Genomic DNA, 20,309 nt, shown 5'->3' with positions numbered 1-20,309 from the left:
AAAGTAACCTTTGCAATAATTATGTGACCAGACATTTCAGAGTGGCAGGGTAGATTTGGCGGGGCTTTCAGGGGTGTTATCGATACGTGCTTTTAAGTTAACAATTCATGCGAAATAAAAAGGAGGCAAAACTGCCTCCTTCCGAAATTATTTGATTCCGTCTGCCGCCATACGGTCGCGAATATGCTGTGCACGCTCTTCCGAAGCCGGGTGATCGTCAAACATGGAGCTTTGACGGCCCTCCTCCAGTTTCGCCAGTTTTTCGAAGCTGGTAGCTAAACCCGATGGATTGATGCCGCGTTTGCGCAACAGATCGTAAGAGTAGTCATCCGCTTCCGTCTCCTGACGCTGGGAGAACTGCGAGTTCACCAGTTTTTCGCCCACGTCGCCCAGCTGCGACTGGGACAGGCTGCCGACGATGCCGCCCGCAGAGGCCGCCGCTGCGCGCACGGCATTGGTGCCCAGCGCAACCTGCATCCCTTTCTTCACGTGACCCAGTGCAACGTGACCCATTTCATGGCCGATCACCGCTTCCACTTCGTTGTCGGTCATCATGTCCATCAGGCCGCTGTAAACGCGGATACAGCCGTTCGCCATCGCAAAGGCGTTGACGTCTTTCGCCATATACACCTTGTAGTTCACCGGCTGACCGTTAATGTTGTCGCCCAGCGCGGAAGCAATCTTGTTCAGACGCTGCGTGTAGGTGCTGTTTGCCGGGGCAAGCGTAGCTTTTCCATCCATATCCTTACAGGCCTCGTCGCTCAGCGCTTTCACCTGCGCATCGCTCAGTGAGTAGGCCTGAAAAGCTTCTGCGCCTGAGGTCATCAGGCCGTTAGAATCCATATTCTGACAGCCGCTTAGCAGGAGCGTTGTTCCCACAGCCAGCCCGATTGCACGCATTTTCATGATGTTGCTTCCGTACTCGTTAATCTGAATTAATTCCGAAAAATGCACCGTCAACGAAGCCGGTGTCGGGCTAAGTATAAGGAATATCTACAGGGGCGGGCGAGCAGATTGCGCAACATGCGAGCATGATCCAGAGATTTCTTAAGCTGCAAAAGAATGGTCCATGTACATGCCCTGCGGCTTGGGTTACATTGTTGGCACTTTTTTCCGGCGTAGCCCAAAACGCGCTGTCGTCAAGGGCATGGCCTTTAACAGTCCGATCTGGAGTTAAAATGTCCTCACGTAAAGAGCTTGCTAATGCTATTCGTGCGCTGAGCATGGACGCAGTACAGAAAGCCAAATCCGGCCACCCGGGCGCCCCTATGGGCATGGCTGACATCGCCGAAGTCCTGTGGCGTGATTTCCTTAACCACAACCCGCAGAACCCGGCATGGGCAGACCGCGACCGTTTCGTGCTGTCTAACGGCCACGGCTCTATGCTGATCTACAGCCTGCTGCACCTCACTGGCTACGATCTGCCAATCGAAGAGCTGAAAAACTTCCGTCAGCTGCACTCCAAAACTCCAGGTCACCCGGAAGTGGGCTACACCGCTGGTGTTGAAACCACTACCGGTCCGCTGGGTCAGGGCATCGCTAACGCCGTAGGGATGGCGATTGCAGAGAAGACCCTGGCGGCGCAGTTTAACCGTCCTGGCCACGACATCGTTGACCACTTCACCTACGCCTTCCTGGGCGACGGCTGCATGATGGAAGGCATTTCTCACGAAGTGTGCTCCCTGGCAGGCACCCTGAAGCTGGGCAAACTGGTTGCGTTCTACGACGACAACGGCATCTCCATCGACGGTCATGTTGAAGGCTGGTTCACTGACGACACCGCCGCACGTTTCGAAGCCTATGGCTGGCACGTTGTGCGCGGCGTTGATGGCCACGATGCTGACTCGATTAAACGTGCCGTAGAAGAAGCGCGCGCCGTGACCGACAAACCGTCCCTGCTGATGTGCAAAACCATCATCGGCTTCGGTTCTCCGAACAAAGCGGGCACTCACGACTCCCACGGCGCACCGCTGGGCGACGCGGAAATTGCACTGACCCGTGAAGCACTTGGCTGGAAACACCCTGCCTTCGAAATCCCGTCTGAAATCTACGCTCAGTGGGATGCGAAAGAAGTGGGCCAGGCGAAAGAAGCGGCCTGGAACGAGAAGTTCGCGGCTTACGCGAAAGCCTTCCCACAGGAAGCGGCTGAGTTCACCCGTCGTATGAAAGGCGACATGCCATCTGACTTCGACGCGAAAGCGAACGAGTTCATCGCGAAGTTGCAGGCGAACCCAGCTAAGATCGCCAGCCGTAAAGCATCTCAGAATGCGATCGAAGCGTTTGGTCCTCTGCTTCCAGAATTCCTCGGTGGCTCCGCTGACCTGGCGCCATCAAACCTGACCCTGTGGTCCGGATCTAAGCCAATCAACGAAGATACTGCCGGTAACTACATCCATTACGGTGTACGTGAGTTCGGTATGACCGCGATTGCCAACGGTATCGCTCTGCACGGTGGTTTCCTGCCGTACACCTCTACCTTCCTGATGTTCGTGGAATATGCACGTAACGCCGTGCGTATGGCTGCGCTGATGAAACAGCGTCAGGTGATGGTCTACACCCACGACTCCATCGGTCTGGGCGAAGACGGTCCAACTCACCAGCCAGTAGAGCAGGTGGCTTCCCTGCGCGTAACCCCGAACATGAGCACATGGCGTCCATGTGACCAGGTTGAATCTGCGGTGGCGTGGAAATACGGCGTTGAGCGTCATGATGGCCCGACCGCACTGATCCTCTCCCGTCAGAACCTGGCGCAGCAGGAGCGTACCCCAGAGCAGCTGGCAAACATCGCGCGCGGTGGTTACGTGCTGAAAGATTGCGCAGGCCAGCCTGAGCTGATCTTCATCGCGACCGGTTCTGAAGTTGAACTGGCCGTTGCCGCATGGGAAAAACTGACTGCCGAAGGCGTGAAAGCGCGCGTGGTCTCCATGCCGTCTACCGATGCGTTCGACAAGCAGGATGCCGCGTACCGCGAATCCGTACTGCCTAAAGCGGTCTCCGCTCGCGTGGCGGTGGAGGCGGGTATCGCTGACTACTGGTTCAAATACGTGGGCCTGAACGGTGCTATCGTCGGAATGACCACGTTCGGTGAGTCTGCGCCGGCTGAACAGCTGTTTGAAGAGTTCGGCTTCACCGTTGAGAACGTTGTCGCTAAGGCGAAAGAACTGCTGTAACTCTCCCAGTGAGGCAAAACGGGTCGCTAAGGCGGCCCGTTTTTATTTCGATGGTATTTTTTTTGTGTTAACAACATATATTTGGTGATTCCTATCACAAATACGTAAAGTCATAATATGTGTAATTTGCAATGGATATCACATATATAGACTTGCTTTTTTATTTCTTGTTTTTAACGATATGTTTTCATTCGTTTTATTAAAATGCGTTCTGACACGCTCGCCATTTTCTCCCCGTTTGATTTCATTTTACCGCAGGCGTATTTTGTTTTTAACGATACGTTGTACCCTAAAAATAAAATAAGGATGATATATGCGGTTAATTGATTATTTCCCTGAATCCTCAATATCAATAAAATCCGCAGCAAAGGACTGGCAGGAAGCCATTGATTTGTCCATGTCGTCTTTGCTGCAAAATCATTATATTAACGCTGGTTATATTGAAGCAATTAAAACCTCGACGCTCACTAATGGTCCTTATTACATTCTCGCTCCGGGTGTAGCGATGCCTCATGCCCGTCCGGAGTGCGGTGCCTTAAAAACAGGTATGTCATTAACGCTTCTTAAACAGGAAGTGCAGTTTGCCGACGACGATGAGCCCGTGAAATTACTCATTGGTTTATCGGCGGCGGATGCGGATTCACATATCGGCGCTATCCAGGCATTAAGCGAATTATTATGTGAAGAAGATAAACTGTCGGCGTTGTTAACCGCTAAGTCAGAAAAGCAGTTGGCGGATATTATCGCTCGCGCATAATTATTCTCTCCTTTACAGGACATTATTATGGAACACAAGTCTGCTCGTGCAAAGGTCCAGGCTTTTGGGGGCTTTTTGACTGCAATGGTCATCCCGAATATTGGCGCTTTTATTGCCTGGGGATTTATTACCGCATTATTTATTCCAACCGGCTGGATGCCAAATGAGCATTTTGCCAAAATTGTAGGTCCGATGATCACCTATTTATTGCCGGTGATGATTGGCTCTACCGGTGGACACCTGGTTGGCGGCAAACGTGGGGCGGTGATGGGGGGATCGGCACTATCGGCGTGATTATCGGCGCGGATATTCCTATGTTCCTCGGCTCAATGATCATGGGGCCACTTGGCGGTCTGGTGATTAAGCACATCGATCGGCTGCTGGATAAACGCATTCCCGCTGGTTTTGAGATGGTCATCAACAACTTCTCGCTGGGTATTGCGGGCATGCTCCTCTGCCTGCTGGGATTTGAAGTGATCGGCCCTGCGGTGTTAATTGCCAATAACTTTATCAAAGAATGTATTGAAGCACTGGTGCATGCGGGCTATTTGCCGCTGCTGTCGCTGATTAACGAACCGGCAAAAATCCTGTTTTTAAATAACGCTATCGATCAGGGTGTTTATTATCCGCTGGGAATGCAGCAGGCTTCCGAAACGGGTAAATCCATCTTCTTTATGGTGGCCTCCAACCCCGGGCCGGGATTAGGTCTGCTGCTGGCTTTTACTTTTTTTGGCAAAGGGATGGCAAAGAAATCAGCCCCTGGCGCGATGATTATTCACTTCCTGGGCGGCATTCATGAGCTCTATTTCCCTTACGTACTGATGAAACCGCTGACGCTGATTGCGATGATTGTTGGCGGCATGAGCGGAACGTGGATATTTAATATGTTGGGCGGTGGTCTGGTAGCTGGCCCAAGTCCGGGTTCGATTTTCGCCTATCTCGCGTTAACACCTAAGGGTGCTTTTCTCGCAACGATTGCTGGCGTAACGGCAGGCACTCTGGTCTCTTTTGCAGTCACCTCCCTGATCTTAAAAATGGATAAAAGCCATGAAGCTGAAACGGAAGATACTTTCAATGATTCTGCCAACGCCGTAAAAGCCATGAAGCAGGAAGGCAAGTTTTCTTATCGGGATATTAAGCGCATCGCTTTTGTCTGCGATGCCGGAATGGGCTCCAGCGCTATGGGCGCGACGACATTCCGCAAGCGTCTGGAAAAGGCCGGGCGAGATATCGACGTAAAACATTACGCCATCGAAAATGTGCCTGACGATGCGGACATTATTGTTACCCATGCCAGCCTGGAGGGGCGTGCTAAACGGGTCAGTGACAAACCGTTAGTGCTGATAAAAAACTATCTCGGCGATCCGCAGCTTGACGATCTCTTTAAGCATTTAACGGCGAATTAATCTATCTGGTTCCTGGAGTCATTATGAAAACGAAAGTGGCTGCCATTTATGGCAAGCAGGATGTTCGTATCCGTGAATTTGAACTGCCCGAAATAAGCGACAATGAACTGCTGGTGAGCGTAATTTCTGACAGCTTTTGTTTATCAACCTGGAAGGCAGCGAAATTAGGCAGTGAACATAAACGGGTGCCTGACGATCTGGAAAATCATCCGGTCATCACCGGACATGAATGCGCCGGGGTGATTGTTGAGGTCGGGAAAAATCTGACCGAAAAATATAAAAAAGGTCAGCGCTTTGTTTTACAACCGGCAATGGGATTACCGACCGGTTATTCTGCTGGCTACAGCTATGAATATTTTGGCGGCAATGCGACGTATATGATTATTCCAGAAGTCGCAATTAATCTGGGCTGCGTTTTACCTTATCACGGCTCCTATTTTGCGGCGGCTTCGCTGGCGGAACCCATGTGCTGCATTATCGGCGCGTATAACGCCAATTATCATACGACGCAATATGTCTATGAGCACCGGATGGGCGTGAAACCGGGAGGTAATATTGCGCTTCTGGCCTGCGCCGGGCCGATGGGAATTGGCGCTATTGATTATGCGATTAACGGCGGGATTCAGCCGTCGCGCGTTGTGGTGGTGGATATCGATGAGGCTCGCCTTGCGCAGGCGGAAAAACTCCTGCCGGTTGAGCTGGCGGCACAAAAGGGTATTGAGCTTATCTATGTCAATACCTCCGAACTGGAGAACCCTGCCGCTACGTTACGCGCATTAACTGACAATGCAGGCTTTGACGACGTGTTTGTCTATGCCGCGGTTCCGGCGGTCATTGAACTGGCAGACGATCTTCTCGCCGAGGACGGGTGCCTGAATTTCTTCGCCGGACCAACGGACAGCAATTTCAAGGTGCCGTTTAATTTTTACAACGTCCATTACAACAGTACCCACGTGGTGGGCACCTCCGGCGGCTCGACGGAGGACATGAAAGAGGCGATTGCGCTGAGTGCGACGGGCCAGCTCCAGCCGTCGTTTATGGTGACCCACATCGGCGGCCTTGATGCGGTGCCGCATACGGTACTCAATCTTCCGGACATTCCTGGAGGCAAGAAGCTTATCTATAACGGTGTCACCATGCCGTTAACGGCCATTGCCGATTTTGCCGAAAAGGGCAAAACCGATCCGCTTTTCCGGGAGTTGGCAAGGCTTGTGGAAGAGACGCACGGCATCTGGAATGAAAAAGCAGAGCGCTATCTGCTGGCGCAGTTTGGTGTGGATATTGGGGAGGCGGCGGCATGATGTCTCTGGCATGGCCGCTCTTTCGCGTTACGGAACAGGCGGCGTTGGCCGCCTGGCCGCAAACCGGGTGCGGCGATAAAAACCGAATCGACGGGCTGGCGGTAACCGCCATGCGCGAGGCGCTAAACGCGATAGCGATGCGCGGGCGTATCGTTATCGGCGAAGGTGAGATCGACTATGCGCCAATGCTGTGGATTGGCGAGGAGGTCGGAAGCGGCATCGGCCCGGCGGTGGATATTGCCGTCGATCCCATCGAGGGCACCCGCATGGTGGCGATGGGGCAAAGCAATGCGCTGGCTGTGATGGCGTTTGCGCCTGAGGGCCGCCTGTTTCATGCCCCTGATATGTACATGAAAAAACTGGTGGTTAACGCAGCGGCAGCCGGGGCAATCAGCCTCGATCTCCCGCTGGCAGAAAACCTTCGCAACGTTGCCCGGGCGCTGGGCAAGCCGCTGGAGCATCTGCGGATGGTGACGCTGGACAAACCGCGCCTGCAAAATGCAATTGCCGAGGCGACGCAACTGGGCGTGAAAGTGTTTGCGCTGCCCGATGGCGACGTCGCCGCCAGCGTTCTGACCTGCTTACAGGATAATCCCTATGATCTGATGTACACCACAGGCGGCGCGCCGGAAGGGGTGATCTCCGCCTGCGCGGTGAAAGCGCTGGGTGGCGATATGCAGGCGGAGCTGATCGATTTTTGTGAAGCGAAAGGGGAGAGTCCTGAGAACCGTAGGGTCGCCGTGCAGGAGCACCGTCGCTGTGCGGAGATGAAGGTGGAAGTCAATCGTATCTATACCCTTAGCGAACTGGTAAAGGGCAATGACATTCTGTTCAGCGCGACGGGCGTGACGGGCGGCGAACTGGTTAAAGGTATTCAACAGGTTGCGAAGGGTGTGCGCACGCAAACTTTACTGATCGGCGGCGCAGATCGAACGTGTAATATAATAGACTCTCTGCATTCACGGTGATTTATCGAGATACAAATGACGACACTGACAGAAGACGATGTGCTTGAGCAACTGGATGCTCAGAATAACCTCCTCGCATTTATGACGACGGCACAGTCTTTTTTACTCCAGGGCATTAAATGTTTTCTGCCGTCGCTGTTTGTCGATAACGATGAAGAGATCGTGGAATATGCAGTGAAGCCGTTACTCGCCCGGAGTGGGCCGCTTGATGACATCGATGTGGCGTTACGCCTGATCTATGCGCTTGGGAAAATGGAAAAATGGCTCTACGCCGACATAACGCATTTTTCGCAGTTTTATCAGTATCTGAACGAGCAGGATACGATCCCTGGCTTCGCCGATGACATCACCTGGGATTTTATCAGCAACGTTAATTGCATCACCCGTAACGCGACGTTATTCAGCGCGCTGGAGTCGATGAAATTTGCTGACTTTGCCGCATGGTCTGAGGTGCGCTTTACCGCAATGATCAAGACGGCGCTCACCCTGGCGGTAACGACAATTTTAAAGGAACTTACGCCGTGAAAATTGGGCTAACGGTCAATGGGCTATATGTAGAAGCACATTATCCTGACGACGAAATTGAAAATGTTCATAAGCCTTTGCTGCGGCAACTGGCGAAACGGCATTTCGCCAGCGCCAGCAGACGTACGATTGTTTTTCTCAGCGCCCCGCCCGGTACGGGCAAGTCCACGCTGACCGCCTTCTGGGAATATCTCTCTCGTCAGATGGAGGGGCTCGCTCCGATTCAGACGTTGCCAATGGATGGATTTCATCACTACAACGTCTGGCTGGAAGCGCATAACCTGCGCGCGTACAAAGGCGCTCCGGAGACCTTTGATGTCGACAGGCTGGCGCAACATCTGCGGCAGATAAAAGAGGGCGACGGTACCTGGCCGCAGTATGACCGGCAAACGCACGACCCTGTCGAAGATGCAATCGTGGTAACGGCCCCTGTCGTGATTGTTGAGGGTAACTGGCTGCTGCTTGATGACGAACGATGGCGAACGCTGATGGAATACTGTGATTTTTCATTGTTTATTCGCGCCCCCGCCGAAGCCTTACGTACGCGCCTGGTTGGACGTAAGCTGGCCGGCGGACTCTCTCAGGCCGACGCCGACGCGTTTTATGCGCGCACCGACGGGCCAAACGTGGAGCGTGTTTTGCGTCACAGCCGTCCTGCCAATGTTGAACTGATGATGTCGGCAAATGGCGAATACCGACTCGTCTGATCCTCAGCGGCTTTCAGTAGGGGCACCGGTCGACCCGCCGCGTTTTTACGTGGCGGGATGAAAAGGGATTATTCCGGAAAAATGTGATGGAGATCAGATAAAATCGCTCTTAATCTGGACAGAGATTCCTTTTATTCCCCGATTCGCTTATTCTTGCTGAAGCGTTTCAGTCGATTAAATGTTCGACAATTGACCAATCAATCGCAGTTTGTGACAGCAAGGATTCCCCTTCGGGCGTCGCTGGATTACTCTTTCAGCCACCTCAAACTCAGGGATAGCTTTGCAGGAGATCTATGACCGTACGCGTAGCGATTAATGGCTTCGGTCGCATCGGACGCAACGTGGTTCGTGCTTTATATGAATCCGGGCGTCGTGCGGAAATCACCGTGGTGGCAATCAATGAACTGGCGGATGCTGCGGGCATGGCGCATTTGTTGAAATATGATACCAGCCACGGTCGCTTTGCCTGGGACGTTCGCCAGGAAAGGGAACAGCTGTTCGTCGGTGACGATGCCATCCGCGTGCTGCATGAGAACAGTATTGAAGGGCTGCCCTGGCGCGAACTGGGTGTGGATGTGGTGCTGGACTGTACCGGCGTGTACGGTAACCGTGAACATGGCGAAGCGCATCTGAATGCTGGCGCGAAAAAAGTGCTGTTCTCCCATCCCGGCAGTAACGACCTCGACGCCACCGTCGTGTTTGGCGTCAACCAGCACGAGCTGCAAGCTGAACACCGCATTGTCTCCAACGCCTCCTGCACCACCAACTGCATTATTCCGGTCATTAAACTGTTAGACGATGCGTATGGCATTGAATCCGGCACCGTGACCACGATTCACTCCGCCATGCACGATCAGCAGGTCATCGACGCCTACCATCCGGATTTACGGCGCACTCGCGCGGCGAGCCAGTCCATCATTCCGGTGGATACGAAACTGGCTGCCGGGATCACCCGTATTTTCCCGCAGTTTAACGACCGTTTCGAAGCGATTGCCGTGCGCGTGCCGACGATAAACGTCACCGCAATCGATCTTAGCGTGACGGTGAAAAAACCGGTAAAAGCCTGTGAAGTCAACCTGTTGCTGCAAAAAGCGGCACAGGGAGCATTTCATGGTATAGTTGACTATACGGAATTACCGTTGGTCTCAGTAGATTTTAACCACGACCCGCACAGCGCCATCGTGGATGGCACGCAGACGCGAGTCAGTGGTGCGCACCTTATCAAGACGCTGGTCTGGTGTGATAACGAATGGGGCTTTGCTAACCGAATGCTCGACACCACGTTAGCCATGGCCGCAAAAGGTTTCAGGTAGAGCGCACCTTGCGCTTGCAAAACTTTAAGAATCAACGAGAGGATTCACCATGTCTGTAATTAAGATGACCGATCTGGATCTGGCAGGTAAACGCGTTTTCATCCGTGCCGATCTGAACGTACCGGTTAAAGATGGCAAAGTGACCAGCGACGCGCGTATCCGTGCATCTCTGCCAACCATTGAACTGGCTCTGAAGCAGGGCGCTAAAGTGATGGTCACCTCCCACCTGGGCCGTCCAACTGAAGGCGAGTACAACGAAGAGTTCTCTCTGCTGCCGGTTGTTAATTACCTGAAAGACAAACTGTCCAGCCCGGTTCGCCTGGTGAAAGATTACCTGGACGGCGTGGAAGTTGCCGAAGGTGAGCTGGTTGTTCTGGAAAACGTTCGCTTCAACAAAGGCGAAAAGAAAGACGACGAAACCCTGTCCAAAAAATACGCTGCGCTGTGCGACGTATTCGTGATGGATGCATTCGGTACGGCTCACCGTGCGCAGGCATCTACCCACGGTATCGGTAAATTCGCAGATGTCGCCTGTGCAGGTCCGCTGCTGGCTGACGAACTGGAAGCGCTGGGTAAAGCACTGAAAGAACCTGCTCGTCCAATGGTCGCTATCGTTGGTGGTTCTAAAGTGTCTACCAAACTGACCGTACTGGATTCCCTGTCCAAAATCGCTGACCAGCTGATCGTTGGTGGTGGTATCGCGAATACCTTCGTTGCTGCGCAAGGCCACAACGTGGGTAAATCCCTGTACGAAGCGGATCTGGTTGACGAAGCCAAACGTCTGCTGAGCACCTGTGATATCCCGGTTCCAACTGACGTTCGTGTAGCTACCGAGTTCTCCGAAACCGCTACCGCAACCCTGAAATCTGTTAACGACATCAAAGATGAAGAGCAGATTCTGGACCTGGGCGACGTTTCTGCACAGAAACTGGCTGAAATCCTGAAAAACGCAAAAACTATCCTGTGGAACGGTCCTGTCGGCGTGTTCGAATTCCCGAACTTCCGCAAAGGGACTGAGATCGTGGCTAACGCTATCGCAGACAGCGAAGCGTTCTCTATCGCAGGCGGTGGTGACACCCTGGCAGCTATCGATCTGTTCGGTATCGCTGACAAGATCTCCTACATCTCCACTGGTGGCGGCGCATTCCTCGAATTCGTGGAAGGTAAAGTCCTGCCAGCAGTAGCAATGCTCGAAGAGCGCGCTAAGAAGTAAGCCATTCAGGGGCAGGGAAACCTGCCCAATTTTCAGCGCGCTTATCAGAGCTCGCACCTTTTCTAACGGCCGAAGATACAGGACTAAGCAACATGTCTAAAATTTTTGATTTCGTAAAACCTGGCGTTATCACTGGTGATGACGTACAGAAAGTGTTCCAGGTAGCTAAAGAAAACAACTTCGCTCTGCCAGCAGTTAACTGCGTAGGTACCGACTCCATCAACGCCGTACTGGAAACCGCTGCAAAAGTTAAAGCACCGGTTATCGTTCAGTTCTCTAACGGCGGCGCTGCGTTCATCGCAGGTAAAGGCGTGAAAACTGACGTTCCTCAGGGCGCTGCTATCCTGGGTGCTATCTCTGGCGCACATCACGTTCACCAGATGGCTGAGCACTACGGTGTTCCGGTTATCCTGCACACTGACCACTGCGCGAAAAAACTGCTGCCATGGATCGACGGTCTGCTGGACGCAGGTGAAAAACACTTCGCAGCAACCGGTAAGCCACTGTTCTCTTCTCACATGATCGACCTGTCCGAAGAGTCTCTGGAAGAAAACATCGAGATCTGCTCTAAGTACCTGGCGCGTATGTCCAAAATGGGCATGACCCTGGAAATCGAACTGGGTTGCACCGGCGGTGAAGAAGACGGTGTGGACAACAGCCACATGGACGCTTCTGCTCTGTACACTCAGCCAGAAGACGTTGATTACGCTTACACCGAGCTGAGCAAAATCAGCCCACGCTTCACCATCGCAGCGTCCTTCGGTAACGTACACGGCGTATACAAACCAGGTAACGTGGTTCTGACCCCGACCATCCTGCGTGATTCTCAGGAATACGTGTCTAAGAAACACAACCTGCCGCACAACAGCCTGAACTTCGTCTTCCACGGCGGTTCCGGTTCTTCTGCTCAGGAAATCAAAGACTCCGTAAGCTACGGCGTAGTGAAAATGAACATCGATACCGACACCCAGTGGGCAACCTGGGACGGTATCCTGCAATACTACAAAACCAACGAAGCTTACCTGCAAGGTCAGCTGGGCAACCCGAAAGGCGAAGACCAGCCGAACAAGAAATACTACGATCCACGCGTATGGCTGCGCGCTGCCCAGACTTCTATGATTACTCGTCTGGAGCAGGCATTCAAAGAACTGAACGCGGTTGACGTTCTGTAATTTGAGCTGTTCATAGCGTCAAGAAGGTCCGCATATGCGGGCCTTTTTTTATGCCTTTTCAATAGCCTGATGCCTCTGTTTTTGTGATCTGTTTGGCAATATCATGGCTTTTTGTTTACCCTTTACTGACCTGCCTGTCTCCGTGTGGGATAGATTTTGTGGTTTTTATGAGCATAAGGAAAGATAAATGGAAGATCTCGGTGTTGTAGATAGCATCAATAACGCTGGCTCCTGGCTGGTGCGCAACCAGGCGCTCCTGATTAGTTACGCTGTGAATATTGCGGCGGCAATCGCCATTATTATTGTGGGGATGATCGTTGCCCGCACGGTTTCCCGGGGCGTTAATCGCGTAATGCTATCCCGTCATATCGATGCAACCGTTGCTGATTTCCTTTCTGCGCTGGTGCGTTACGGGATTATTGCGTTTACCCTCATTGCGGCAATGGGGCGGGTCGGTGTACAGACCGCTTCGGTCATTGCCGTACTTGGTGCCGCTGGTCTGGCCGTAGGTCTCGCTCTTCAGGGCTCGCTGGCTAACCTTGCAGCTGGCGTACTGTTAGTGACGTTCCGTCCTTTCCGTGCCGGAGAGTATGTTGATCTCGGTGGCACTGCGGGCACCGTGCTGAACGTGCAGATTTTTTCTACCACGCTGCGTTCGGCAGACGGCAAAATCGTCATTGTGCCAAACAAGAAAGTGATTGATGGCAACATTACTAACTTCTCTCGTGAGCCGGTTCGCCGTAATGAACTCATTATCGGGGTTGGCTATGATTCAGATACTGAGTTGGTGAAAAAGCTGATTACCGATATCATCGAATCAGATGACCGCATTCTTAAAGATCGCGAAATGACCGTTCGCCTGAACGAGTTGGGCGCGTCATCCATTAATTTTGTGGTGCGCATCTGGAGTAAAAGCGGCGATCTGCAAAACGTTTACTGGGACGTGCTGGAGCGCATTAAGCGTGATTTCGATGCCAACGGCATCAGCTTCCCTTATCCGCAGATGGATGTGAACTTCAAAAAAGTGAAAGAAGCTGACTAACGCTCGTCAGTTCAGACAACGCCCGCATTGTATGCGGGCGTTGAGCCTATCGCTTTTGCCGGGCGTTAGCCTCCAGCAATAGGCGTAGCTCGTGCATCAATTTGCCTGCGTCCGTATTACCCTTACTTTCCTGTTGCCGTACCCATTCCTCCTGAACCTCTTGATATCGCGTTGCTTTCTGCCATTCCAATTGCTCATCACGGCTCAGAAGATGAAGCTTAGCGCCTTCGTTTTCCAGACGCGTGGTGAGAGAAGCCAGCCCGCTGTCCAACGCAGCACCGAGTTGTTTCTCCGTGGTTTCGGCTGCACGACGAATAGCAAGACGATCCCGCTCGTCCAGTGCGTTTAAGGTGTCCTTATTTATAACCAGAAGGTAGATATGCCCCAGCCAGAGCGCAGGAGAATAATGAATGTAGGGCGCCGCGCGCTGCGCATGTATGTCATCTCCGCTGTCGAGATTCACCATAAGGCCATTCAACTGTCCCGTGCGCAACGCGTCGGTAATCTTGTCATTCCATGGCATTACCAGGGTAGCTCCGCCAGCATTGCGCAAAAATGACTGGTGCCAGAAGCTGGCGGTTCGCCATTTTGTTCCCTCTAGCTGCTTCAGCTTAACGTCTGGCTGACGGGTAAAGAACCCGACCGGATAACCCAGGAAGAACTGCAAATTCACCAGGTTATTCTGCCCAAGCTCGCGGGCAAACTGTGGGTATTGCTGGAACACGCGATGAAAGAAGCGCACCTGGGCCTCGCCGTTTGCAGGCCCCAGGGGAAAGCTTTTGAATATTTGATGAAGCGGCAGTTGCTCAGCCGTATATTCAGGGACAACGATGCCAATATCAGCTCTGGTTCCCTGGCCAAGCGTACTTAGCGCATTGTAACTACTTGATATATCACCTTTCCAGTGGGCTTCAATTTTCAGGCGGCCTTGCGATTCTTTTTCAATCTCACTAAAGAAAACGTTTTTGATAAATTGCGTACGCATATTGCCGTACGGTTCATGGTCCGTGTAGCGAAGTATCTTTCCTGCACTCGCTATGGCCGGAAATGCAGTTAAGAGCGCAAATATGGCGGAGATGACCATTGCAACGCCTTGATGTTTCATATGATTTCCTGTGAGAATTTTTCGGCCTGGGGCATTACAGCATACGCCGGGTCGCGAGAGGGCAGGTTTTATAAAATCTTAATATTGTATACAGCAGGGTTTTATTAGTGATTCTAATTAACCATTAAAATTTTAAATTTTATCTAATGATGGTCACGCAGTATAGTCTGCACGTAGAGAAAACTGCCTGAGAGTTATCAATGTTAACTTACTATTTTCAAGGGCTTGCGTTAGGCGCGGCCATGATCCTTCCCCTTGGTCCACAAAATGCGTTTGTGATGAACCAGGGCATTCGCCGCCAGTATCATCTGATGATTGCCCTGCTGTGCGCGGTGAGCGATTTGCTACTGATTTGCGCCGGGATTTTTGGCGGCAGCGCCTTGCTGATGCAGTCGCCGTGGCTGCTGGCGCTGGTTACCTGGGGCGGCGTAGCGTTTCTGCTGTGGTACGGGTTTGGCGCCCTGAAAACGGCCATGAGCAGCAATCTTGAGCTGGCGAGCGCCGAAGTGATGAAGCAGGGGCGCTGGAAGATTATCGTCACCATGCTCGCCGTGACGTGGCTTAACCCGCACGTTTATCTTGATACGTTCGTGGTGCTCGGCAGCCTGGGTGGACAGCTGGACGTTGAGCCCAAGCGCTGGTTTGCGCTCGGTACGGTCAGCGCCTCCTTCCTCTGGTTCTTTGGTCTTGCGATCCTGGCGGCATGGCTGGCGCCACGTCTGCGCACCGCTAAAGCGCAGCGCATTATCAATACCCTGGTTGGGCTGGTGATGTGGTTTATTGCCTTCCAGCTGGCGAAAGAGGGCATTCATCACGTACAGGGATTGTTCAACTAAGCGTTGTCTTATGGACATCTGAACAAGACCCGCTAAGCTTGCTGGCATGAGCCCTGTTGATGGGGCACTCTTCGCAACATGGAGGAATGACAGTGAAGTTTAAGGTGATGGCCCTGGCGGCATTAGTAAGTTTAGGTGCGGTGTCGGTGCAGGCGAATGAACTGCCAAACGGCCCGCACATTGTCACTTCAGGCACGGCAAGCGTGGATGCGGTACCGGATGTTGCAACCCTGGCAATTGAAGTGAACGTGGCGGCGAAAGATGCTGCTTCCGCCAAGAAACAGGCAGACGATCGTGTTGCGCAATACCTCTCTTTCCTGGAACAGAACGGTGTCGCGAAAAAAGACATCAGCTCTGCGAACCTGCGTACCCAACCGGATTACGACTACCAGAACGGCAAAAGCATCCTGAAAGGCTATCGCGCCGTGCGTACTGTGGAAGTGACTGTACGCCAGCTAGATAAGCTCAACGGATTGCTGGATGGTGCGCTGAAGGCTGGGCTGAACGAAATTCGTTCCGTCTCGCTGGGCGTTGCGCAACCGGAGAAATATAAAGACGAAGCGCGTAAAGCGGCGATTGATGATGCCATTCATCAGGCGCAGCAGCTGGCATCCGGCTTCAAGACCAAGCTCGGTCCGGTTTACAGCGTGCGCTACCACGTTTCAAACTACCAGCCAAGCCCGATGGTTCGGATGATGAAGGCGGACGCCGCGCCGGTTTCTGCTCAGGAAACCTACGAGCAGCCAACCATTCAGTTCGACGATCAGGTTGATGTGGTGTTCCAGCTGGAGCCGACTGAAAAGCCCGCTCAGTAACCCGTAGGCCGGGTAAGGCGAAGCCGCCACCCGGCTAGTTTTTCAATCCTGTCTTAACACCTTATGCCCAAACGCCAGCAGCGCGTCAGTGACGTTGCGCATCATGCGGCTTTCCGGCGCAAAACGGTGCCAGTACAGCATCCGGCGCTGATACAGCCCCGGGGTTAAATCAATCAGCTCACCGCTTTTCAACTCTTTCTCAATCTGCAAATGCGGGATCATGCAGCAGGTGGTTCCCTGACGCGCGAGCTGTACGAAGGCTTCGGACGAGTTAACGATATGACACGGTACGCTGCCCGGCGGCAGATCGAAGTTTTGTTGCAGGAAGGCCTGATGCATATCGTCCAGATGGTCGAAAGCGACGGCAGGCGCTTTCAGCAGCGCGGCGCGGGTCACACCGTTCGGGAAGTAGCGCTCGGCAAAGGCTTTTGAACCGACAAACAGGTAATCCAGCGCGCCCAGCTGATCCACCAGACAGCTTGGCAGCGCCTGAGGCTGAATACTGACCGCCCCAACCACTTCGCCACGGCGCAGGCGCTCCTGGGTGCGGGTCTCGTCTTCAACCTGGAGATTCAGGCGGATAGGGGAGTCGGCCAGCACCGGCGCAAGGGCCGGCAGCAACCAGGTTGCCAGACTGTCGGCGTTCACCGCCAGCGACAGCAGCAGCGGCGTGGAGCCGGTCTGTTCATCGCCCAGCCACTCATCTTCCAGCAGTTCAACCTGCCGCAGCAGGGCGAGGAGCTTTTGTCCTTGCTCCGTCGGACGCGGCGGTACGGTACGCACCAGCAGCGGCTGCCCGAACATGTTTTCAAGCTGTTTGATACGCTGTGATACGGCGGACTGGGTGATGCACAGCTTTTGCGCCGCGCGCTCAAAACCGCGTTCACGAATAACTGCATCAAGTGCCTGTAGTGTTCTGTAGTCCGGACGTTTCATTGCTCTGGCTGACTCCTTAATTTTGCTTAATCTGCACTATGACACAATTTTCCCTTCGTGGCAGACGAAATCCATTCGACGTGTTCTATAATGCGCCCTGAGTTTTCACACCACAGGCAAAACGATCATGACGCAGGATGAACTGAAAAAAGCAGTAGGATGGGCCGCTCTCCAGTACGTACAGCCGGGTACCATTGTCGGTGTTGGTACGGGGTCGACGGCGGCGCACTTTATCGATGCGCTGGGCACGATGAAGGGGCAGATCGAGGGCGCGGTTTCCAGCTCCGATGCTTCCACGGAAAAGCTGAAAAGCCTCGGCATCACCGTTTTCGACCTCAACGAAGTGGACCGTCTGGGCATTTACGTTGATGGCGCGGATGAAATCAACGGCCATATGCAGATGATCAAAGGCGGTGGCGCGGCGCTGACCCGCGAGAAGATCATCGCTTCCGTGGCGGATAAGTTCATCTGCATCGCGGACGCCTCCAAGCAGGTCGACATTCTGGGGAATTTCCCGCTGCCGGTCGAAGTGATCCCGATGGCGCGCAGCGCCGTGGCACGTCAACTGGTGAAGCTGGGTGGTCGTCCGGAATACCGTCAGGGTGTGGTGACCGACAACGGCAACGTGATCCTCGACGTTCACGGCCTTGAGATCCTCGATGCCATTGCGCTGGAAAATGCGATCAACGGCATTCCAGGCGTCGTTACCGTAGGGTTATTTGCCAACCGTGGCGCGGACGTGGCGCTGATCGGCACGGCTGACGGTGTAAAAACCATCGTAAAATGATCTGACGGGGGGAGCGCTCCCCCCGCTAAAAAATTTTTGAAAAGCTAAATTCGGTGACTTGTGTCACGTTTTTCCGCCTCTTTTGCCGATCCTGCCACGTTCGTAATTTTCCGCAGCATTTTCCTCTGCCATTTTGCTCTGTATGACTTTTCTTCAGAGTGCCGACGCAAACGTTCATATTGCTGCAATAGTTTTTTTTGATATGTTGGCTGCACGGGATTTATATCCAGCACAACATCAGTTCAGATAAAAACAGGGTCGGGTAAATGGCAAAGGTATCACTGGAGAAAGACAAGATTAAATTCCTGCTGGTTGAAGGCGTGCACCAGAAAGCGCTCGATAGCCTTCGCGCAGCAGGCTACACCAACATCGAATTTCACAAAGGCGCGCTGGACACTGAAGAGCTGAAAGCGTCCATCCGTGATGCCCATTTCATTGGCCTGCGATCCCGTACCCAACTGACTGAAGACGTTATTGCTGCGGCGGAAAAGCTGGTGGCGATTGGCTGTTTCTGCATCGGCACCAACCAGGTTGATCTGAATGCCGCCGCCAAACGCGGTATCCCGGTCTTTAACGCGCCGTTCTCTAACACCCGTTCCGTGGCGGAGCTGGTGATTGGCGAGCTGCTGCTGCTCCTTCGCGGCATTCCGGAAGCTAACGCTAAAGCGCACCGCGGCGTGTGGAATAAGCTGGCTGCGGGCTCCTACGAAGCGCGTGGTAAAAAGCTCGGGATTATCGGTTACGGCCACATCGGTACGCAGCTCGGTATTCTGGCGGAATCCCTCGGCATGCACGTGTTTTTCTACGATATCGAAAGCAAGCTGCCGCTGGGTAACGCGACGCAGGTGCAGCATCTCTCTGATCTGCTGAATATGAGCGACGTGGTCAGCCTGCACGTGCCGGAAAATGCGTCCACCAAAAACATGATGGGGGCGGAAGAGCTGGCGCTGATGAAGCCGGGCTCTCTGCTGATCAACGCCGCGCGCGGTACGGTGGTCGATATTCCTGCACTGTGCGACGCGCTGAAGCGTAAGCATCTGGCGGGTGCGGCGATTGACGTATTCCCGACGGAACCGGCCACCAACAGCGATCCGTTCACTTCTCCGTTGTGCGAGTTCGACAACGTGATCCTGACGCCGCACATCGGCGGTTCTACTCAGGAAGCGCAGGAGAATATCGGCCTGGAAGTGGCGGGTAAGCTGAGCAAATATTCCGACAACGGTTCAACGCTCTCTGCGGTGAACTTCCCGGAGGTGTCTCTGCCGCTGCACGGTGGGCGTCGTCTGCTGCACATCCACGAAAACCGTCCTGGCGTGCTGACCGCCATCAACCAGATCTTTGCTGAGCAGGGTGTTAACATTGCCGCGCAGTATCTGCAAACTAACTCGCAGATGGGTTATGTGGTGATTGATATCGAAGCGGATGAAGACATCGCCGAGAAAGCATTGCAGAGCATGAAGGCCATTCCGGGGACGATTCGCGCGCGCCTGTTGTACTGATGGTGCGGTCTGTGGCGTCGGGTGGCGGCTGCGCCTTACCCGACCTACAGTTGTCGTGCGGTTTGTGTGTCGGGTGGCGCTTACGCTTACCCGACCTGTAATGTTCGAGGATTTATGTAGGCCGGGTAAGGCGTAGCCGCCACCCGGCTTTGTTCTACCAGGTCCAGGTTTTACTGGGCGTCACCACCGCCGGCAACGGCACATCCCATTTCTCTACGGGTAATGCCTCCACGCCCTGGCAATCATGCGCATACCCCACCGGCTGCAATCCGTACTGCTGCCAGTTTTGTAGCGTCCTGTCATAGAATCCCCCGCCCATGCCCAATCGCTGGCCCTGCTCGTCAAACGCCACCAGCGGTGTAATCAGCACATCCAGCCCGGAAAGCGGGAGCACGTCGCGCACGTCCAGTTTGGGTTCGGTGATTTTCAGACGATTCACCACCAGCTCGCTGTGCGGATGGTAGTGCAGAAACAGCAGATTGCCCGGGCTAAAGGGATGCAGAACCGGCAGGTAAACTTTTTTCCCGGCGCGCCAGAGCTGGTCGATAAGCGGTTGGGTATCCAGCTCACCATCAAACGAGAGAAACAGGGCGACGGTGTTTGCCATCACCACAGGCGGATAGGCCATCATGCGGGCGGCGGCCTGCTGAGCAAACTGTGCCTGTTGCTCGGCGCTTAGAGCGCGACGACGCTGGCGAATAAGCTGACGGATGTCCTGGCGTGAAGCAGAAACTTCAGGGAGTTGAGTCATGGTAGT

General features: G+C 53.6%; 18 protein-coding genes and 1 pseudogene. 15 read left to right on the top strand and 4 right to left on the bottom strand.

Annotated features, from left to right (window positions below; all coding sequences use genetic code 11):
* Positions 1–147 precede the first annotated feature (147 nt).
* Complete coding sequence (locus SK50_RS20465) at positions 148–906, bottom strand: metalloprotease LoiP (protein ID WP_045343964.1); 759 nt, start codon at positions 904–906, stop codon at positions 148–150.
* A 272-nt stretch (positions 907–1,178) separates the two neighbouring features.
* Between SK50_RS20465 and tkt the strand changes: the two genes are divergently transcribed.
* The 11 genes and pseudogenes from tkt to SK50_RS20410 all read left to right on the top strand — a co-directional run bounded on the left by tkt (position 1,179) and on the right by SK50_RS20410 (position 13,574).
* Positions 1,179–3,170, top strand: a complete 1,992-nt coding sequence (tkt, locus tag SK50_RS20460) for a transketolase (RefSeq protein ID WP_017382908.1) — start codon at positions 1,179–1,181, stop codon at positions 3,168–3,170.
* Between the two features lie 313 nt (positions 3,171–3,483).
* Positions 3,484–3,927, top strand: coding sequence for a PTS mannitol transporter subunit IIA (cmtB, locus tag SK50_RS20455; protein WP_023295399.1), 444 nt, complete (start codon positions 3,484–3,486; stop codon positions 3,925–3,927).
* 27 nt (positions 3,928–3,954) lie between these two features.
* Positions 3,955–5,333, top strand: a pseudogene (locus tag SK50_RS20450) (PTS mannitol transporter subunit IICB).
* A gap of 23 nt (positions 5,334–5,356) precedes the next feature.
* A complete protein-coding gene (locus SK50_RS20445) occupies positions 5,357–6,634 on the top strand; it encodes a zinc-binding dehydrogenase (RefSeq protein ID WP_045343959.1) in 1,278 nt (425 codons plus the stop codon).
* A complete protein-coding gene (gene glpX / locus SK50_RS20440; RefSeq protein WP_045343957.1) occupies positions 6,631–7,602 on the top strand; it encodes a class II fructose-bisphosphatase in 972 nt (323 codons plus the stop codon). The genes SK50_RS20445 and glpX overlap by 4 nt, the downstream gene beginning before the upstream one ends.
* Positions 7,603–7,617: 15 nt before the next feature.
* Positions 7,618–8,127 (top strand): MltR family transcriptional regulator, encoded by a 510-nt coding sequence (locus SK50_RS20435; protein ID WP_015571811.1) that lies wholly within the window; start codon positions 7,618–7,620, stop codon positions 8,125–8,127.
* Positions 8,124–8,834: a nucleoside/nucleotide kinase family protein gene (locus SK50_RS20430; RefSeq protein WP_045343955.1), complete on the top strand. Its 711-nt coding sequence runs from the start codon at positions 8,124–8,126 to the stop codon at positions 8,832–8,834. Before SK50_RS20435 ends, SK50_RS20430 begins: the two co-directional genes overlap by 4 nt.
* A gap of 293 nt (positions 8,835–9,127) precedes the next feature.
* Entirely contained in the window at positions 9,128–10,147 is a 1,020-nt protein-coding gene (epd, locus tag SK50_RS20425; protein WP_015571810.1) for an erythrose-4-phosphate dehydrogenase, read from the top strand.
* A gap of 49 nt (positions 10,148–10,196) precedes the next feature.
* Positions 10,197–11,360, top strand: coding sequence for a phosphoglycerate kinase (gene pgk, locus SK50_RS20420; RefSeq protein WP_015571809.1), 1,164 nt, complete (start codon positions 10,197–10,199; stop codon positions 11,358–11,360).
* 92 nt (positions 11,361–11,452) lie between these two features.
* On the top strand, positions 11,453–12,532 hold the full coding sequence (gene fbaA / locus SK50_RS20415) for a class II fructose-bisphosphate aldolase (protein WP_017692704.1): 1,080 nt from the start codon (positions 11,453–11,455) through the stop codon (positions 12,530–12,532).
* A 187-nt stretch (positions 12,533–12,719) separates the two neighbouring features.
* Positions 12,720–13,574 carry a small-conductance mechanosensitive channel MscS gene (locus tag SK50_RS20410; RefSeq protein ID WP_017382907.1) on the top strand — a complete coding sequence of 285 codons (855 nt, stop codon included), beginning with the start codon at positions 12,720–12,722 and terminating at the stop codon, positions 13,572–13,574.
* A gap of 46 nt (positions 13,575–13,620) precedes the next feature.
* Here the strand turns inward: SK50_RS20410 and SK50_RS20405 are convergent, their stop codons facing one another.
* Positions 13,621–14,679, bottom strand: coding sequence for a type 2 periplasmic-binding domain-containing protein (locus tag SK50_RS20405; RefSeq protein WP_053070554.1), 1,059 nt, complete (start codon positions 14,677–14,679; stop codon positions 13,621–13,623).
* A gap of 200 nt (positions 14,680–14,879) precedes the next feature.
* Between SK50_RS20405 and argO the strand changes: the two genes are divergently transcribed.
* Together argO and SK50_RS20395 are read left to right on the top strand one after the other, a co-directional pair.
* Positions 14,880–15,515, top strand: coding sequence for an arginine exporter ArgO (gene argO / locus SK50_RS20400; RefSeq protein WP_017382905.1), 636 nt, complete (start codon positions 14,880–14,882; stop codon positions 15,513–15,515).
* Positions 15,516–15,607: 92 nt separating this feature from the next.
* Positions 15,608–16,330: an oxidative stress defense protein gene (locus SK50_RS20395; protein WP_017382904.1), complete on the top strand. Its 723-nt coding sequence runs from the start codon at positions 15,608–15,610 to the stop codon at positions 16,328–16,330.
* Positions 16,331–16,372: 42 nt separating this feature from the next.
* On the opposite strand, the gene argP is transcribed toward SK50_RS20395, so the two are convergent.
* Positions 16,373–17,266, bottom strand: coding sequence for a DNA-binding transcriptional regulator ArgP (argP, locus tag SK50_RS20390; protein ID WP_003860089.1), 894 nt, complete (start codon positions 17,264–17,266; stop codon positions 16,373–16,375).
* Between the two features lie 127 nt (positions 17,267–17,393).
* Between argP and rpiA the strand changes: the two genes are divergently transcribed.
* Together rpiA and serA are read left to right on the top strand one after the other, a co-directional pair.
* On the top strand, positions 17,394–18,053 hold the full coding sequence (gene rpiA, locus SK50_RS20385; RefSeq protein ID WP_003860091.1) for a ribose-5-phosphate isomerase RpiA: 660 nt from the start codon (positions 17,394–17,396) through the stop codon (positions 18,051–18,053).
* A 266-nt stretch (positions 18,054–18,319) separates the two neighbouring features.
* Positions 18,320–19,552, top strand: coding sequence for a phosphoglycerate dehydrogenase (gene serA / locus SK50_RS20380; protein ID WP_017692705.1), 1,233 nt, complete (start codon positions 18,320–18,322; stop codon positions 19,550–19,552).
* Between the two features lie 154 nt (positions 19,553–19,706).
* Here serA and SK50_RS20375 read toward each other — a convergent pair whose 3' ends face one another.
* Complete coding sequence (locus SK50_RS20375; RefSeq protein ID WP_017692706.1) at positions 19,707–20,303, bottom strand: 5-formyltetrahydrofolate cyclo-ligase; 597 nt, start codon at positions 20,301–20,303, stop codon at positions 19,707–19,709.
* Positions 20,304–20,309: the final 6 nt, after the last annotated feature.

The organism is Enterobacter sp. BWH64, assembly GCF_001037645.1.
GTDB classification, from domain to species: domain Bacteria; phylum Pseudomonadota; class Gammaproteobacteria; order Enterobacterales; family Enterobacteriaceae; genus Enterobacter; species Enterobacter hormaechei_C.
This window is presented reverse-complemented; position numbering and strand designations above follow the sequence as displayed.

What these genes read in the sequence shown, in the direction of transcription:
- serA (WP_017692705.1), top strand. Translation starts at nt 18,320, where the DNA reads ATGGCAAAGGTATCACTGGAGAAAGACAAGATTAAATTCCTGCTGGTT.
- glpX (WP_045343957.1), top strand. Translation starts at nt 6,631, where the DNA reads ATGATGTCTCTGGCATGGCCGCTCTTTCGCGTTACGGAACAGGCGGCG.
- argP (WP_003860089.1), bottom strand. Translation starts at nt 17,266, where the DNA reads ATGAAACGTCCGGACTACAGAACACTACAGGCACTTGATGCAGTTATT.
- rpiA (WP_003860091.1), top strand. Translation starts at nt 17,394, where the DNA reads ATGACGCAGGATGAACTGAAAAAAGCAGTAGGATGGGCCGCTCTCCAG.
- pgk (WP_015571809.1), top strand. Translation starts at nt 10,197, where the DNA reads ATGTCTGTAATTAAGATGACCGATCTGGATCTGGCAGGTAAACGCGTT.
- argO (WP_017382905.1), top strand. Translation starts at nt 14,880, where the DNA reads ATGTTAACTTACTATTTTCAAGGGCTTGCGTTAGGCGCGGCCATGATC.
- cmtB (WP_023295399.1), top strand. Translation starts at nt 3,484, where the DNA reads ATGCGGTTAATTGATTATTTCCCTGAATCCTCAATATCAATAAAATCC.
- fbaA (WP_017692704.1), top strand. Translation starts at nt 11,453, where the DNA reads ATGTCTAAAATTTTTGATTTCGTAAAACCTGGCGTTATCACTGGTGAT.
- epd (WP_015571810.1), top strand. Translation starts at nt 9,128, where the DNA reads ATGACCGTACGCGTAGCGATTAATGGCTTCGGTCGCATCGGACGCAAC.
- SK50_RS20445 (WP_045343959.1), top strand. Translation starts at nt 5,357, where the DNA reads ATGAAAACGAAAGTGGCTGCCATTTATGGCAAGCAGGATGTTCGTATC.
- SK50_RS20465 (WP_045343964.1), bottom strand. Translation starts at nt 906, where the DNA reads ATGAAAATGCGTGCAATCGGGCTGGCTGTGGGAACAACGCTCCTGCTA.
- SK50_RS20435 (WP_015571811.1), top strand. Translation starts at nt 7,618, where the DNA reads ATGACGACACTGACAGAAGACGATGTGCTTGAGCAACTGGATGCTCAG.
- SK50_RS20410 (WP_017382907.1), top strand. Translation starts at nt 12,720, where the DNA reads ATGGAAGATCTCGGTGTTGTAGATAGCATCAATAACGCTGGCTCCTGG.
- SK50_RS20405 (WP_053070554.1), bottom strand. Translation starts at nt 14,679, where the DNA reads ATGAAACATCAAGGCGTTGCAATGGTCATCTCCGCCATATTTGCGCTC.
- SK50_RS20375 (WP_017692706.1), bottom strand. Translation starts at nt 20,303, where the DNA reads ATGACTCAACTCCCTGAAGTTTCTGCTTCACGCCAGGACATCCGTCAG.
- tkt (WP_017382908.1), top strand. Translation starts at nt 1,179, where the DNA reads ATGTCCTCACGTAAAGAGCTTGCTAATGCTATTCGTGCGCTGAGCATG.